Annotated in this window: 13 protein-coding genes; 5 read left to right on the top strand and 8 right to left on the bottom strand. The window is 64.6% G+C overall.

Features of this window, described 5'->3' with window-relative positions; all coding sequences use genetic code 11:
- Nucleotides 1–69: 69 nt before the first annotated feature.
- The 3 genes from AC1DP3_RS15085 to AC1DP3_RS15075 all read right to left on the bottom strand — a co-directional run bounded on the left by AC1DP3_RS15085 (nucleotide 70) and on the right by AC1DP3_RS15075 (nucleotide 5,939).
- Complete coding sequence (locus AC1DP3_RS15085; protein ID WP_477294662.1) at nucleotides 70–1,395, bottom strand: ABC transporter substrate-binding protein; 1,326 nt, start codon at nucleotides 1,393–1,395, stop codon at nucleotides 70–72.
- Nucleotides 1,396–1,639: 244 nt separating this feature from the next.
- Nucleotides 1,640–4,783: a carbohydrate-binding protein gene (locus AC1DP3_RS15080; RefSeq protein ID WP_477294660.1), complete on the bottom strand. Its 3,144-nt coding sequence runs from the start codon at nucleotides 4,781–4,783 to the stop codon at nucleotides 1,640–1,642.
- A 106-nt stretch (nucleotides 4,784–4,889) separates the two neighbouring features.
- Nucleotides 4,890–5,939: a LacI family DNA-binding transcriptional regulator gene (locus tag AC1DP3_RS15075; RefSeq protein WP_477294658.1), complete on the bottom strand. Its 1,050-nt coding sequence runs from the start codon at nucleotides 5,937–5,939 to the stop codon at nucleotides 4,890–4,892.
- Between the two features lie 320 nt (nucleotides 5,940–6,259).
- Between AC1DP3_RS15075 and AC1DP3_RS15070 the strand changes: the two genes are divergently transcribed.
- The 3 genes from AC1DP3_RS15070 to AC1DP3_RS15060 all read left to right on the top strand — a co-directional run bounded on the left by AC1DP3_RS15070 (nucleotide 6,260) and on the right by AC1DP3_RS15060 (nucleotide 8,326).
- Entirely contained in the window at nucleotides 6,260–6,454 is a 195-nt protein-coding gene (locus AC1DP3_RS15070; protein ID WP_477294656.1) for a hypothetical protein, read from the top strand.
- Nucleotides 6,455–6,736: 282 nt separating this feature from the next.
- Entirely contained in the window at nucleotides 6,737–7,366 is a 630-nt protein-coding gene (locus tag AC1DP3_RS15065; RefSeq protein ID WP_477294654.1) for an AAA family ATPase, read from the top strand.
- Nucleotides 7,367–7,381: 15 nt separating this feature from the next.
- Nucleotides 7,382–8,326: an aminoglycoside phosphotransferase family protein gene (locus AC1DP3_RS15060; protein ID WP_477294764.1), complete on the top strand. Its 945-nt coding sequence runs from the start codon at nucleotides 7,382–7,384 to the stop codon at nucleotides 8,324–8,326.
- Between the two features lie 127 nt (nucleotides 8,327–8,453).
- Here AC1DP3_RS15060 and AC1DP3_RS15055 read toward each other — a convergent pair whose 3' ends face one another.
- Nucleotides 8,454–9,242 (bottom strand): hypothetical protein, encoded by a 789-nt coding sequence (locus AC1DP3_RS15055; protein ID WP_477294653.1) that lies wholly within the window; start codon nucleotides 9,240–9,242, stop codon nucleotides 8,454–8,456.
- Nucleotides 9,243–9,508: 266 nt separating this feature from the next.
- Between AC1DP3_RS15055 and AC1DP3_RS15050 the strand changes: the two genes are divergently transcribed.
- On the top strand, nucleotides 9,509–9,856 hold the full coding sequence (locus AC1DP3_RS15050) for a hypothetical protein (protein WP_477294651.1): 348 nt from the start codon (nucleotides 9,509–9,511) through the stop codon (nucleotides 9,854–9,856).
- 250 nt (nucleotides 9,857–10,106) lie between these two features.
- Nucleotides 10,107–10,451 (top strand): DUF7882 family protein, encoded by a 345-nt coding sequence (locus tag AC1DP3_RS15045; RefSeq protein WP_477294649.1) that lies wholly within the window; start codon nucleotides 10,107–10,109, stop codon nucleotides 10,449–10,451.
- An 834-nt stretch (nucleotides 10,452–11,285) separates the two neighbouring features.
- On the opposite strand, the gene AC1DP3_RS15040 is transcribed toward AC1DP3_RS15045, so the two are convergent.
- The 4 genes from AC1DP3_RS15040 to AC1DP3_RS15025 form a co-directional block, all read right to left on the bottom strand.
- On the bottom strand, nucleotides 11,286–12,761 hold the full coding sequence (locus tag AC1DP3_RS15040; RefSeq protein WP_477294647.1) for a reverse transcriptase family protein: 1,476 nt from the start codon (nucleotides 12,759–12,761) through the stop codon (nucleotides 11,286–11,288).
- 334 nt (nucleotides 12,762–13,095) lie between these two features.
- Nucleotides 13,096–13,911, bottom strand: a complete 816-nt coding sequence (locus AC1DP3_RS15035; RefSeq protein WP_477294645.1) for a PP2C family serine/threonine-protein phosphatase — start codon at nucleotides 13,909–13,911, stop codon at nucleotides 13,096–13,098.
- 116 nt (nucleotides 13,912–14,027) lie between these two features.
- Nucleotides 14,028–14,720 (bottom strand): vWA domain-containing protein, encoded by a 693-nt coding sequence (locus AC1DP3_RS15030; protein ID WP_477294643.1) that lies wholly within the window; start codon nucleotides 14,718–14,720, stop codon nucleotides 14,028–14,030.
- Between the two features lie 23 nt (nucleotides 14,721–14,743).
- Nucleotides 14,744–15,999, bottom strand: a 1,256-nt coding sequence (locus AC1DP3_RS15025; protein ID WP_477294641.1) for a hypothetical protein, incomplete at its 5' end; no start/stop codon positions are given.

Here is a 15,999-nt window from a genome sequence, read left to right as displayed (position 1 = left end):
TCTCGCCTTTCCTCGGTGCGGTGACGCGGACCGGTCGGGGAGGGASTCCCTCCCCGACCGGAACGGGCGTCACTGCATCGCGAACTCGACGTTGGCCTGCGCCTCGGCCAGGGCCGTCTCGGGGTCTGCGCCGCCGAGGATCTGGGTGATCGCGGCGCTCACCGCGTCGCGCCCCTCGTAGTAGTAGGCACCGGTGTTGTTGCTCGGCACCTGGGCACCATAGGTCACCACGTCGGCGAAGATCGCCTGGCCGCCGAAGAAGTCCTGCGGCTCGGCGTAGACATCGCTGTCACCCGCGGGGATCCAGTTCGCGACGGCTCCCGAGGACGGGAGGATCGTGTCGTAGAGCTCGGTCGAGCCGCCGAAGGTCGAAGCCAGGAAGTCGGTCGCGAGGTCGACGTCGGCGTTCGAGCTGATGGCCCATGAGGAGCCGCCGTTCGCCGAGTAGTTCGTCGCGTCCGGCACACCCTCCAGCTTGGGGAGGTTGGTGATCGCCCACTTGCCGGACTGGTCGGCAGCGGACTGGATCGATCCGACGATCCAGATGCCGTTGATCGTGCCCCCGACAGCACCGTTGACGAAGGTGCCGATGTACTCATCCCAGGAGTTGACCTCCACGAGCACGCCGGCGTCCACCAGCTGCTTGTAGACGTCGATGGCCGCGAGGAGTGCGTCGTTATCGGTGATCGTGGGGTTGCCCTCTTCGTCGAACAGGCTCGCGCCTGCCGACTGGAGGATCATCATGATCGTGTCCGCGGAGCCGGCCTGGCCGGACAGCAGCGGCTGACCCGTCTTGGCGAGGACATCCTTGGCCTTCTCGATGTACTCCGACCACGTGAGGTCGGTGAAGTCGTCGACCGTGTAGCCGGCCTGCTCGAGCACGTCGGTGCGGAGCGCCGTGACAGCCGTACCCGAGTCGAACGGCACGCCGTAGTTGGCGCCCTCGACGGTCGAGTACGCGGTGACGGCGTCAGGGAACTGGGAGAAGTCGACGGCGTCACCGGAGATCTCGCTGAAGAGCTCCGGGTAGTTCAGCGCGTTCTTCTGGAAGGCGTTGTTCTGCATGAGGAAGATGTCGGGAAGCTCGTCGTACTGGCTCGACTGCGCCAGCGTGGTGAGCTTCGGCTGCAGGTCATCCCAGGGAGTCTCGACGATGTCCAGCGTGAAGTCGGGGTGATCCTCCTGGTAGATCTTCTCGGCCTCTTCGAGCGCGTAGATGTTGAACGCCGGGTCCCAGGCCCAGACCGTGAGCGTCTCGTCGCCGTCGCCGCCGCCCGAGTCGGAGTCGCCGCCGCCGCTGGAGCAGGCTCCCAGCACGAGCGTCATGGGCAGTGCGATGGCCACGGCGAGCGTGGCGCGTCGGGTGATTCGTCCCAACGGGGTGATGCGGTTCATTTCGGTGAGGACCTTTCCCTCTGTCAGTGTGCTGTGCGGCGTTGCAGAGCAGCGCCGTGTGGACGACGAGGCCGTGACCATCGGCTCGTCGCATTCGCGATAGGCGAATCCTCGGTTCGAGGGGTGAGGAGCGTCAGCGCTCTTCACCCGGTCTCTGCGGTGAGTCACCCTCGAGTGCCACGTCGACCAAGCAACGTGGAACGTCATCCTCGCTATGTCTTCGCGAAACATGAGCGATGTAGTTTCAGCCGATCCGTTGCCACGGGCCGTTGGGACTTCCTGGCTCCTGCGCCCTCGTCCACCACTTGGCGCGGTAGGTCGCGCCGCCGAGTGTGACCACGTCACCAGCGGTGAAGATGCGGGATGCTGTCCACACCGCGGTTCCGTCAGGCGTGCTCAGGTACTGCTGCCAGGGTCCGTTGACGTCGCCCGGGCGCTGAGCGCGCGTCCACCATGAAGCCACCCAGCGGGAGCCGTCGAAGACCACCGCATCACCGGTCTGGTAGGTGTCCCCAGTGGCCCATGCGCGCAGGACGGTCACTTTCACGGTCGCCTCGACCGGGGCGGCCTGAGCGTTCAGCAGTCCCGCTGCCGCACGCAGCGTTACGATGGGTTCGCCGGGAGCAGCGCTCGTGAAGCCGCGCACCTCGAACTCATCCACGCGGAGCGCGCGAGTCGAGCCGTCGGCGAAGCTGCCGGTCACCACTACGCCCGCGGCAGCGAAAGCCGACCCGACGGGGAGGAGCACTGTCCCCGGCGCCGCTGAGATGCTGCGGATCGCCGTGACGAGCGCGCTGCGTGCAGCAGTGAGTCTCGCCGTCGCGGCGTCGATCTCGCTCTGAGTGCTGAGGGCGGCGAGCGTCGCCGAGGCGTGATCGCGGGCGGCAGCGAACTCCACCCATCCGGCCGCGGCGAAGTCGGCTGCCGCCAGTGGCGAGGCCGACGCGAGCGCGCCGCTGAGTGCTGCCGTGTCGACCGGGTGCGCTCGAAGCGACAGCGCATCGACGGTGAGAGAGCGGCCCCCGCTGCCGGTGGCGCGGATCTCGACTCGCGCGGTGCCGGACGGCAGGGCGATGTCGGTCAGTTCCGCGCTCGCCCAGCCTGAAGCGGAGGCGAGGTCGAGAACGTGCGCCTCTCCGTCGGCTCCCATCACCACGACCTGGGCGGCATCCAGCCCCGCCGGATTCTGCACCCGGAGGCTCAGCGTATAGATCCCGGCAGGCACCTCGTTGTCTTGGAAGACGCCGCCCGAGAAGGCGGAGGCTGCCCCCAGTCGCAGCGCGAACCGGCTCGAGTCGACACCCGGCGACGGGTTGGAGACGAACCCAGCGGTTGAGGAGGAAGCATCCGTCGTCTGCGTCCAACCCGTCACGGTGGTCACTGCCACGCGGTCAGCGGCGAAATCGGGGTTCAGGATGTAGTTGTTGTCGGGACCGACGTTCCACCGGCCGGTGGTCGCGTTCAGCTGCCATTGGCTGAGTGAGTTGAACGCCACATCTGCCCCTGTGCCGCTGAGTGGCACCCACTGGTTGTAACCGAGTCCATTCCACGCGAAGTCAGCCCAACGATCACCGGCATAGATGACGGTGTCTTGCTCGGCGCCCTTCACCGTCAGGAAGAAGCCGCTCTGGGTGACGTGGCTGTAGTCCTTCTCCGTTCCGGGCAGGACATACACGCCCGAGTACGACCCTTGGATCTTCCCCTCGAGGGAGCGGATCAGGTAGGTCTGCGAGGTGTTCCATCCGTGCAGGTCGGAGCTGGCGATGTAGTACTGCCCGTCGAGCTTGAACATCGCGTTTCCTTCGCGGCCCGCTCCTCGGTACACCTCGACAGCCGGCTCGAGGCTCAGCGAGTCCGCGTCGCTGATCCGCGAGACGTAGGTGCGACTGCGGCCATCGCGGTAGGAGAAGACCAGGTAGTCGGCGCCGTCGTCGTCCGTGAAGACCGTCTGGTCTCCCGTGCCCTGGTTCCATCCGGGCTTGCTCGGATTGTTGTAGACGCCCGGGATGGTGGTCTGAAGATTGGCGTACGTGAAGTCATCGGTGGGCGAGTCACCGCTCAGGAAGAGCACCCCCGCGTTGCTCACGCGGTTCGGGTCGGGGTTCTCGAACTGGGTCAAGAGGACGTAGCGCCCGGTGTGCTCGTTGTAGGCGACGCCCAGACGCCCGATCCAGACTGAGTCGGCGAGGGTCTTCATGTCGGAGAAGTAGGTGCCGACCACGTTCTTCGACGTCGGGATGTGGAGCGCAGTGTCTTTCGTGGCGACGTTGTTCTCGAAGGTCCAGGTCACGAGGTCCTCGGACGAATACGCCGTCACGGCGACGAAGTCGACCTCGCCTTCACGCGTGTACGTACGCGTCGGACTGTCGTAGTAGCTCTGCGATCCGGAGTACTGCACCCCGTACCAGTAGTAGCGGTCGCCGAAGCGGAAGATGCCGCCGCCCTGGGAGAAGATGGGGTTGCCGGCCGTGTCGTGCCAGAACTGGTCGTTGGTGATCGTGCCCGTGGCTACGTCGGCGATCCCGGTGAGAGCGGCAGCGGCATCCTGGAGTCCGTTCTTCGCCGCGACCACCTTTGCAAGGGTGGCGGCGGGATCGGTGAGCACCGCGTTCGCCGACGTCACCGCCGCCGCGAACGGTGCCCACGACTCAGCGGTGTACTGCGTCGGAACGCGCGTCTGGTAGCGGGTGAGGAGGTCGCGGAGGCCGGCGATCTCGACGCGTGCCGCGGCCGCGCTCTCGAGCGCGGCGCGGGCAGACGCGCGCGCCGCGTTCGTCGCGGCGTTGTCGGCTTGGAGCGCAACGGCCGATGCCAGAGCACTGGCGAAAGGCGCCCAGGATGCCGCGGTGAAGTCTTCGGCTGAGGATGCCGCGAACCGCTCGACCGTCGCCGCAAGCAGCTGCCGCTCATCGGACACCACCGTCGCGGTGAACTCGACGCTCGCGTGGTTGATGTAGCCGACAGTGACCACCCGAAGCACGTGCGCCCCCGGAGCGAGCCCGGCGAAGCGGAAGATCTCGACGGTCGAGGTCGACTTGGCGCCCTGATAGTTGGCGGATCCGACCTTCACGTCGTCGACGTAGACGTCGGCCGTGCCGTTCGTGGTGGCCTTGCGGCCGAAGAGAATGAAGGACTCTCCCGTGAACGGGATCTCGAACAGCGCACCGCCCGTCGCCCAGGTGTGCGTGCTGTTGCGCGCCCACTCGCCCTGGTACCAGGTCTTGAGCGGGGTGCCGCGCACCGTGGTGCTGTCTGTATAGGCGACAGTCGTCGTCGATGTGAGCGCAGCGGCGGGCGCCGGCGTCTGGCCGACGATTGCCAGGAGGGCTACGAGGAGCGTCGCAAGAGCGGCCTTCATCCTCGGGATGGCGGGTGCCGTTGTCGTCATTCCGAGGTCCTCCGTCGTCGCAGGTGCTCGCTTGTGCGGGCCGTGGTACAGCGCTGTACCAAGCAAGATACATGACGTCTCACCACACGGCAACAGCGCTACCGCGTCAGCGTGTCGTGCCGCGCGCGATGAGGCGCGACCGTGTGAGCAGGTCAGCTGGTTCGATCGGGACGTGCCCATCGATGCGAGCGACAAGCCGCTCGAGTGCTGTGCGCGCGATCCAGCTGATGCGCGAGTCCATGGTGGTGAGTGGCGGCGTGAGGAACGCGGACTCCTCGATGTTGTCGAAGCCGATGACCTGAACGTCTTCGGGCACACGAATGCCGCTCTCGCGGAGCGCCGAGATCGCGCCGATTGCAAGACCGTCGTTGAGGCACACCAGACCATCGAACGGGATGCCGGATGCGACGATTCCTCGAGCGGCGCGGAAGCCGGAGCCGATGCTCCAGTCGTAGCCGGTCACTCCGACGAGGCGGGGATCGAGGGCGCCGCCTGCGGCGGTGATCGCATCGAGGATCCCGCGCAGTCGCAGCTCGGCGTTCCCCTCGCGGGCCGCGGAGATCACCGCGGCGTCGAACGGCTCGTGCGCGCCGACGACGGCGATCGTCTGCGAGCCTCGGGCCTGCAGGTACTCCGTCGCCGTGCTGGCGTCGACGACCTCGTCAGTGCTCACCCTGTCGGCATTCCCGAAGGTGCTGCGAGACCCGAGGCACACGAGCGGGAAGTCGACGTCGAGGTCTGCCGCGTCCAGGTCCTCGTGTTCGGACAACGACAGGAGCAGCCCGTCGCTGAGCTGGCTGTTGAACTGCTCGAGGTAGGTGCGAGAGCCTCGTAGGCCGTCGTCGGGGTAGGTCGTCACGTAGACGACCAGATCGAGTCCCCGCGCGCCCTCGATGACCTCTTCGGCGAGCTCGGCCAGATACGCGGCCTTCAGCGTCGGCACGGCCAGCGAGACGGCGTTCGTCCGTCCGCGGGTCAGGTTGCGAGCGGCCACGTTGACCTTGTATCCGAGCTCCTCGACGACCGCCATGACGCGGACGCGGGTGTCGTCCGCCATCCGGCCCGTGCCGTTGACGGCGTTGGACGCTGTCTTCAACGACACTCCGGCCCGCTCAGCGACAGACTGCAGCGTCACCGGGTGGCGGCGCTCGGCCATGGCATCCTCGCTTCGATCACCGTCCGACCATACCGGCGGCCCCACCGCTCCATGGACAACGTTCCATAGGGGTCGGCGTCATCACGACGACTGGAGGAATGGACCCGACTTGTGCATGGCACTCACGTCCTCGCAGTGATGCGACACGGGAAATGTCCACTGCGTGCGGCCGGGCTTACAGCGCCTGATGTCTGCAATCGAGCCGTGAGCCGTCCCATCTCTCATCAGCAAGAAGCCCGCGACCCCGGCGAGCGACCCTCGGATGACCCTGTTCGCCGAGTCCGCTGACCTCGACAGCTGCCCTGGCGTAGGGTGCCTCCGTGATGGAATACCGCGTCCAGTTCGCGAACGCCTGGTCGGAGAAGAATGGCGACGAGGTGCCCGAGGAGACGATGTCGCTCGAGGATGCGCGGCGCTTCATCGCAGACCATCCCGAAACCGAGTACGTCATCTTGCGCCGGACTGCTGGCGCGGCGCCGTCCCTCTGGTCGCTCGTGCCGTCCCACGTCGGGTGAGTAGGAACCCACACAAAAGGGGCGTACTGGGATGCAGTCGCGCAAATCTGAGGACGATGACCCCGCGCAGCGGGACCGGCATTGAGGCAGAGCTCGAAGTCGGAACGACAAAGGTCGCCGGTCCTCCAGCCAGAGCCTGACTGCCCGTAAGGGATCCCTATGCGTGCAGTGGACGCATTCGGGACCGTTGCGGGCGCCCGCAACCGATCCCTCAACGAGCACGTCGGTGTTCCCTGCAGTTGTTCTGTTTCCCGTACCGGGGTCCGTGAGTAGCGTCGAGCTATGACCGTTGTCGACGTCCTGGTACTGCATGGCTCCCCAGGCTCCGGCAAGAGCACGCTGGCTCGCGCCATTTCCGAGGACTTGCGGGCGTCGGGTATCGCTCATGGCGTGATCGAGATGGATCAGCTGAGCCTCATCGACCCCTCCCCCGGGCGGTACTTCGCGATGTCGAACCTCCGAGCGATCTGGCCGAACTATGCAGCCCTCCCCGGCCTGAAGATGATCATCGACACGGTCGTCGCAGACCAGGACGAGCTTCACCAGCTTCGCGACGCGATGCCGGGTTCCAGGATCATCGTGTGTGAAGTGACCGCGCCCATCGACGTGCTCAAGGCGCGAGTCACCGCCAGGGAGCCCAACGAGTTTTGGCGTGCCCGCCTCCGCGACTACGTGGACCTCCACCACGCGCGCACGGATCTTGAGCGCATCCGCCACATCCTGGTATCGACGAATAAGAAGCCGATAGCTGCGACAGCACGCGAAGTCATCGAGAAAGCCGGCTGGCGCTCACTCGAGTCGAGCGCGACGTCAGCGACCAGTGAACCGCGTCGAACCCCGTTGGAGCACGCTCATCCCGTGCTGCAAGCGGCTCCCGAGGATGGCCGAGCGGGCGGTCCTCAGGCTGGGTGAGCTTCACTGGTGACAATGATCGAATCGTTCCACACTGATGAGATCCCGATCGACCTACCTCTTGTTCGGGCTCTCGTCGACCGCGCCGTGCCGGCATTCTCGGGGCTTCCGGTACGCCGGCTGGCTCATTCGGGCTCGAGCAACGCTCTCTTCCGGCTCGGGGATGAGCTGCTGGTCAGGCTCCCGCGCCAACGCGGAGGTTCAACCACGATCGACAAGGAGGCACGGTGGCTTCCGCGCCTCGGACCTTTCCTGCCGGTTACGGTGCCGGATATCGTCGCGGTCGGAGAGCCCGATTGTGGCTACCCCGAGCGATGGTCCGTAGTGAGATGGATCGCCGGCGACCTCGCACCCGTCGTCGCTCCCCAGACGCCCATCGATCCCGCCCGGCGCGAGTTGGCGCTCGACCTTGCGGATGTCATCACCGCCCTCCGAGGCGTCGATGTGCCCGGCGACGCCCGTGCAGATCCCGTCCTCCGCTGGTACCGGGCTGAACCGCTCGCGACACGAGACGTGGACACGCGCCGCGGCATCGAGGCATGCCGCACGATCCCCGGGCTCGACCTCGATCTCGATGCCGCCTTACAGGTGTGGGAGCAGGCCATGGCCCTCCCCGGTGTCGACGAATCAGCAGCAACCCGTTGGTGCCACGGTGACCTGCTTCCGGAGAATCTCCTCGTCCGGGCGGGACGCCTCGCCGCGGTCCTCGATTTCGGTGGTCTCTGCGTTGGCGACCCCACCGTGGATCTCATCGCGGCGTGGGGGGTGCTCGACGCCCCGGCACGCGACGCATTCCGCAGATCCTTGGACGTCGACGAGCCGTCATGGCTACGCGGCCGAGCCTGGGCACTCTCGCTCGCCGTCCTGACCTTTCCGTACTACTGGCGAACCATGCCCGGACGATGCTCGAGCAGCCTCACCATAGCCCGAACCGTCCTCAACGACGCCGCTTCGGAGTAGAAACCCCTCGAGCGGCCCGACTCCTGCGCCGCCCGCGCTGGGCGTTCGGTTGGGGGTCCAGGCGCGGTCGTGTGGGGATCTTAAGGCGGGCAGATTCGCTGGTTTCCGTCAGGTTGCGTGCGCTGGGTCAGTCGGGCTCGCCTAGAGGTCGCGTACCAGTGCCCTCGGCGACCTCGTCGATCGCGACCAGCTCTTCGCGTGATCCTGGTCCTCCGGCCGCTTCCAGGGCAAGCACCGGTCCGACGTCTGGCGCGTAGAACTTGAGTTCGGCGACCTCKGGTTCGAGTGCGTTGGTGTCCCACGTGAGAAGGACGTCGGTGAAGTGGCCCATCGGGGCATCGGCCATCGCATGGGTAGTGAGGACCTCGCCGTTGTCTTCCGCCTCGCCGGCGTAGTACTCCTGGCGGTACGTCATTCCGGGCTCCGGAGTGGCGGGGATGAGGATGCCGGGCAGTGCGCCGTCGACGCCCGCCTCGAACGAGCCCTCGCGTGAGACGATCTCGCCGTCCTCGAATTCTGCGGTGTCCTCGCCGAGGTACCAGATCGCCCCGTCGGCGTCCTGCGCGTACCAGTCGAAGGTGTCCTCGACGATCTCATCACCGGCGAAAACTGTGTCGCGCACGACCCGCGCCGTGATCCCGTTGGCGATCTCACGGGTCTCGCTTGTCACCACCACCGTCACGCGCAGCTCTTCTCCGTCCGGCGCGACCTCCCGGTAGGTCCAACGCGTGCCGGCCTTCATGGGCCAGTACGGGTTGTCGATGTCCACGGTGAAGTCGGCCGGATTCAGCTCGACAACCTCATCGCCCTGCGGCAGCCCGCCCACCGCGTCGGGTGTCGGAGTGCAGCCGGCGCACCCCAACGCGCAGCAGGTAACGGCAGCTGCCGCCCACCGTGAACGAATGCGATCGTCCATGCGTGGATTCTCCTCGCTCGCATGGCGCCCGGGTAGCCCGAGGACGGCAGCACTGCCCGAAGCCGGCGGGTGTCTGCGGTCGCGTGCTCGACCGGCGATCACGCGAGGGCGATTACGTGCGGGCAGTCGGTTGAGTCCCTCGCGGAACGGACGATCGCCGATCGAATTGGACCGACTGATTGGGTGTGAGTGCTCTGCGCATCCCGCGCCTTTGGGAGGTATCAAGGGTCAACCGTGCAGCGCTGCTGGGGGAATACCTTCTGAGCGTGAAGCACGTGACGTATGCAGGGAGGTCGTTGCTGATGGGCGATGATGCTGCTGATTCGTTACTCGAGTATGCGAGGTTGCTGGGGGAAGCGTCGCACGTCGATACGGTCACCGTCCGGGCGATCGGGCCCTACGGAAATGCTGTTGACGCCGCTCTGCTGCTCAACGGAAGCAGTGCGATGGTCGTCGAGTCGACGAACTGGACGGTGCAGCTGCCGGGGAATGACGAGGCGGTGCGGTACATGCAGGAACGCATCGGTCACCTGACTCGGCCGCGGAGTACACCGGAGGACGACGCCGACGACATTCTCCACCTCGACGACTTCGGTACGCCGGACGGGTACTAGAGATCGGTCAGCCCCGATCATGCGAGGACCTCGTGCCCCCGTCCTCTGACGCCCGAAGGTGATGGCGCCAGCGTTGTTGGCGAGGCCGTGTCGACGGCTTTCGTGCCGCACCTGTCTTGTGCCCGTTCGATTGAGCACGCGGAGCCCTCGCGCGCCGGGCACAACAGGCGGATACTCAGAGGACGGCCTCCATCCGCCCTTGGGTCTCGCCTCGGCCGGAGCCCGCCGATCCGATACCCGGAGGATCAGCATGGGCAAGTTGACGTACGAATCGATCATCAAGGTGGACTTCGACGATCGTCTGCTCGAGCACCTGCAGCAGGTCATCGGTGCGAAGTTGCGTCGCGGCGAAAGCTTCTATTTCACGTGGAAGGACGACGTCAGCGTCGGCGGTGGTCGCACCGTGGTGTGGGTGCACCCGAACGTCTCACTGACCTACAAGTTCTACGGCAGCAGGATGCCTGCCATCAACAGGGCGTGGATACAGGCGCTGATGTACACCGCCAACTCACTCAACGGCCTGCACGTCGTACCCGAGCCCGCCGAAGACGCCGACATCTCCAAGCCGGTGCGGCTCCCGGTCACGGCGGGCTAATTCACCAATGGATGAATGGGAGTGTCGACGGACGACGATCTGCGAGCCGTCTTCGTGCAACTGGCCGATTCGCTCGACCGGCGTCGGGACGTGATCGACACGATGGATCTGCTCGTCGCAGTCCGCCGTCCGATCCACCGCAGCGGTCCAGGCGGGTATCGCCTTGGCGGATGCGGACGGCCAATTGCATGTCGTGGTGTCTCGCCGACGATGAGTCGACAAACGCAGACCCCAGCTGAGGTCGTACCGCGCCCAGCGAGCGCAACGGCTTCCCGATATGCCTCCGTGCCGGCGCCGGCCGCGCTGCACCTCTCTAGTGTTCGGGACGGACGTTGAGCGGTCGTCTAACGCGACAGCAATCAGATCTCGACACCGTTGCTCGGGCAGTCGTCCTCCTCTCCCATGGCCAATCTCGTAGGGCCCGCCCGAAAGAATGCGCGATGAAGGCCCGCTAAACGCAGCAGCATGCGCGGGCAATTGGTCCTGCCTCGACGGTGTCCACGACCTCCCGCCGGCGTCCGAAATGTCCATTGGACACCGAGCGGACAAGTCTCCTGAGAAATGGACAACTCCAAAAGACCTACAGCTGCTACCTGTCGGCCCGCCAATTAGTTTGTCCGAGGAGAGGGCCTTTTGAGGACTTTCGCCAGCAGTTTGTCCGCGTTTTCCGCCAACTAGATTGTCCGACCTGCATTCTCTCGACCCGACGGCCACCAGCGGCCCAGGCGGCTCTAATCGACCATAGGAAGCTGGTCTGACTCAGAACCAGCCCTGCAGCTGAGAGCCGGGAGCATGAGGACTGCCACCAGTGCGCAGGTGAGTGGGCTAGTCGACTCAGCCAACTCCTTGTAGGAGTAGGTGCTCCGCGCTCAGTCCAACGAGGCCCCGGCGAATTCGATTGCGCGCAAGTGTAGGGATMTCAGGATGCCGTCGTTCGATGATTTGCCAGCCCACGGCGAGCTGGGTTCGTTTGGATAGGCCCGCGATGACCGGCAACGTGAGTCCGGCATCGAACCGAGTCAGGATCTCGGCGCGCTCTCCCGCAGCGTACCGACGACCGTGATGCGCTGCGTTCGGGACGTCCTCGAGTTCGCCGCGCGGATCAAGCGTTAGCCGGATAAGCCTCCTCGCGATTTGTAGTTGATCGATCGCCATGGCCGCCGCGATCCCCGGGATCGCTTGCCCCTCGTCATAACGACGAATGAGTTCTGCGTCCTCGCGGTGATCCCAGGGCCGGTCTACGCGTCCCCAGTTGTCAGCGACCGAGTTCCGTGATGTCGTGCGGGACACAACCGTCCCAGCATCGGACTCAGGTGGTCGCTCGTCCCCAGCTTGACCTGCATGCTGCGGGAGATCATCTAGTCCGGACGGAATATATCGTCGCAGTTCCTCGTGCGGCTCGAGGAGATTCCAAAGTCTGCGGCGCAATGTCCAGCCGTACGGGGGCTCGACTCCGACGATGTATTCGATCAGCCCACTTACGTGATGCACCATTCCTTGCGCGTCGCCGAACCCCTCGTGTTCCGAGTGGGAGAGAAGTCCGTGTCGAGCAATTGCCCAGAGGTGGCGCTCGATCCGCTGCCGCATACCCGAGCGAACGCGGGTGCTTGGACCTGAGACATCGACGCCCAGGACCAACCTTCGCGATCCACGTCCAGAGATGGTCGTCTTCTTCTTGTTGAGGCGAAATCCACCTGAACGCGTGATCGCGTCCACCTCACGGATGAGCCCGACGCAGGACTCTCTCGCGATCGAGCTCGGTGAGGAGAAGATCAGGTCGTCGGCGTAGCGGGTGTACCTGAACCCAGCGCGCGCGGCGAGCATCCGCAACTGGTAGTCAAATCCGGTGAACGCGAGATTCGCGACCATCCCACTCGAAGGCAATCCCTGGGGAAGGAAGCCCAAGTGCGGGTGGAAATAGGGAGGTCCGAACCGCCCATGATCTGTCTGGGGTGCGTATTTCCCGGGAAGGAATGGAATGTCGGGCGATGATGCTCGCGTCAAGAGCCGGGCAATGCAGAATGCTTCAAACTGCTCGAAGCCGAGGTCTCGGACGACAAAATAGACCGATCGCTCAGTGATCGAATCGAAAAAGGTTCTCAAGTCAAGACGGACGACAGTGTTCGCGTCGAGGTGTTCGCGTGACGCCGCGAGGGCGGAGCGCCCCTTCACGAACGCAAAKGTGGTGTCGTGCACCGTGCCGCGCTCCAGATGCTCGCGGAGAAACCAAGTGGAGAATGCTCGGATCCGCGCGTCGGGAACGTCGAGGCGTCGGATCCCACCCGACCGTTTGGGGATCAGTCGAGTCACATAGGGGTCGGCTTCTCGGGTGACCACTGACCGGAGGTACTCCGCGTCAGAGTGTGATCTCTCGGCGAGGCGAGCCACGACGGGATTCACCCCCATCGCACGTCCTCTCCCTCTCGCGAGGAACACGCCCAGCTACGTTGTGGGCTCCATTCGATTCCTATTGCCCATCACACCGAAGCACGAACAACCGTCGTGCCCGACGGGTAGCTACTCCCGCTACATGCATCTCTGTCTGCAGCCTGAATGCGCGCATCCCCCGTAAGCCGAGGGACATTGACTAGCCAGGCGTGCTCCTCGTTGCGGCCACGATAGCGCACCGGGACCCGCCCTCGCTTCAGGCMGCGGAGTGGGCTGCTGCCGGGTGYGGGGCGGCCAAAAGGACGAGCGAGCAGTCGTCATGAGTTCTTGGCACAATCACGTCCCGGAGCGTTACCTCGAGCTGCTCGTGCATCACCTCGCTCGGCAGGCTCCGGCAGGCTTCAAGAAGCTTGGAGCATGCAGGTGCCAGCGTCCGAGTGCGTTTCTTATAGAGGACCATTTCGGGTCCATCGGACATCAGGATGAACCCGGAGATCGTTCGCGTCTTGGTTTCAAGACGGCCTCGGTAGATGCGAAGAGCGCCTGCGGCGCTGCGCGAGGTGATGAACGTCGTCTCGTTCGCGAACTCGCCGTTGTCTGGCCGGCCGAGGGGACGTGCAACCTTGCGTCCACTGGGCAGGATTACCTCCGCGCCGAGTACGCCGTCGCCCAAGTGCAGCGCGACAAATCGATCGTCCTTCACCGCGACGAGTAGGAGCGTCGAGGCTAGGTCGCGGACTTCGCACGCCACGCGAGGATTGGTCTCACGGGGCGGAAACCCTAGTCGCTTGCGGTCACTGTCTGTCAGGTCGAGACCCGTTGTCGCGGCCTCCGAAAGGGMCGACTGAAGCTGACCGACCATCTCGACGCGAATAGTCCCGAGGTTGTTGGTGGCCTTGAAGATGCGGTCGAATTCGTGAGCGATGAGCTGAGAGGCGGCCTCGACCACCACCGCCGCACCGTAGTGAGACAACCGCACCGACCCCGCACCGTCGGCAAGAGCGCCAGTCTCTGTTCCGTTCGGGAACCGCAGGCAGAGCACTTGGTCCTGGCAGGGCACGCCGTATTCCAAGTGCGACCGTCCTTGGTGTCGCGCCGAAGCGGCATGCCATGAGCGTTCAACCGGAAGATCGCTTCCTTCGCGCGTCAGTTGAACATCTTGTGTCGCAGGTCTGCCCTCGCCGACTGCTAGAGCTTGAATGTTGCCCACGATTGGATTCCCGCCGCGTCGAGCTCTACGCCGTCACCCGGTGTCGACTGGGAGACGCGCGACACTGAGGCGCTCAGCCAGGAGAAGAAGGACTGGAAGTTGAGGCCCTGGAGCTTGAATGCAGGTCGGCCGCCGGGGGCGAACCGGTTGAGCGTCGACATGTCGGCGCCGTCGCCGATGCCGATCGGGAAGACAACAAGCTTCCTGTCGCCTGCGAGCTGCTGAACCCGGTGGATCTGCGTGTTCAACACGGCGGAGGACCCAGTCGGTTGGCCATCCGTCATCAGGACGAGCCATGGCTGGTAGTAGTCGATGCCGTTGTCTCTGTATTCCTTCTTGCGATTCTCCAGCAGATCGAGAGACAGCTGGACCGCTTCTCCCAGAGGCGTGTCGCCGACGGCCTGGAGCACCGGCGCGTGCGGCTGAGTTGCGATCGTCTGGAAGTCGGTCTCCTTCTGTGCCGGGCCGAATGTGACGATGCTGATTTCGGCCGAGTACCTGGCGATCTCGTCGTCATTGATCGCCTTGTAGAACGAAGCGACGCCCGCGTTGAGCTCCTTGATTGACGGTCCAGACATTGAGTAGGAACAGTCGAGGCAGAGACTGATCGCTACGCGCGCGGTTGGGTTGTCGACGAGATCGTCAAGCCCGATGAGGCTTTCAGCGGCCATTTGGTGATCCTTCTTCCTAGTGTTCAGTTACCGCCGCCGGAGGCGAGGGCAGAAATGATCGTGATTGCGATTGTGATGGCAATACCCCAACCGGCAATGGCACCCCATGCAACGGTGCTCTTCGCGGCCGGCGTCGCAACCTTGCTCTTAGTGGTCGTCGGGTGCTTCGGCGGGAGGCGCTGCTCGGCCTCATAACATTGGCGGCAAAGACCGTTGCGCTCGTCGTGCATCCATTTCGCAGCGACGTAGCGGCACTTTCGGCACCCGACGTCCCGCCAGCAGTCATTGCAATATTCGGCCCTGCTCCGTGACGGAGTAAACGTTCGCTGGCACGTTGGATTTTTGCACCGAACAGTTTGTGGGGCCGTGCTGACGGTTCGATAGCCCGCCGGTACAGACGACTGGTACCCATACGAACGGGACGCGGTCGACCCCGCCGGTCGTTTGAGGTGCTGATCGCAGAAGATGTAGAGGTTTTCCTCGGTTGGGATGAATCGTCGCTCACACCCGTCGGCCTTGCACATCTTCATCTTTCGCCGAGTGGGGAAGATGTGCATCGCCATGGCATCGTTGCTCAGCATCTTGCTGGCGCTCTTCAGATACGCGGAGAACATCTCGGACCACTCGCCAGCGGAATAGCGCTTCGCGGGTGCGAAGTGCGGCTCGCCGCGCTTGAAGGTCTCGTAGAAGGCACGCCGAACCTTGAACGTCGTGTGGTTCCAGATGAAGCCCCACCGTCCCGGAGGGAGCGTATCGTCCCCGCCTTCGTAAGCGAACGCGCCGGCTCTGATGTTCTCGACGGGTGTGCTTCCGCCAACAGCCGAGTACGGGGCCTTGCCGGGGAGCATGATCATGAAGAGCAACGTTGCGATGGCGAAGTTCTCCATCTCCTGCGTGCGGAGGAAGGTCTTGAAGTCCTTGCCGCTCACTTCCGGGGGCGTAAAGTGCGCCGTGCCGACCGGGCATGGGTAGCCCTCGATCTGGTAGCTGTCGCAGTCAACGAAGTACACCTCGGTGGGAGAAACGACGAGGATGTTTGCGGCGTTGATGTCTCCCAGGATCACGCGTCGACTATTGAGGTATTGGATCTTGTCGAGGATCGTGAGGCAGAGTTGAAGGGTGTCCTTCCGAGTCCATCTCGGGAACTTTGTCAATAGGAGTTGAGGCACGAAGACCGAGCGGCTCAATTCCACACCCTTGGCCTCAGGCATCAGGTAGCCGACGAATTCGTCCGCAGAGTTGTAGATGATCGCCTCGGGGAAACAGATCCCCTTGTAAC

It is taken from the genome of Microbacterium sp. P5_B6 (assembly GCF_056400345.1).
This window is presented reverse-complemented; position numbering and strand designations above follow the sequence as displayed.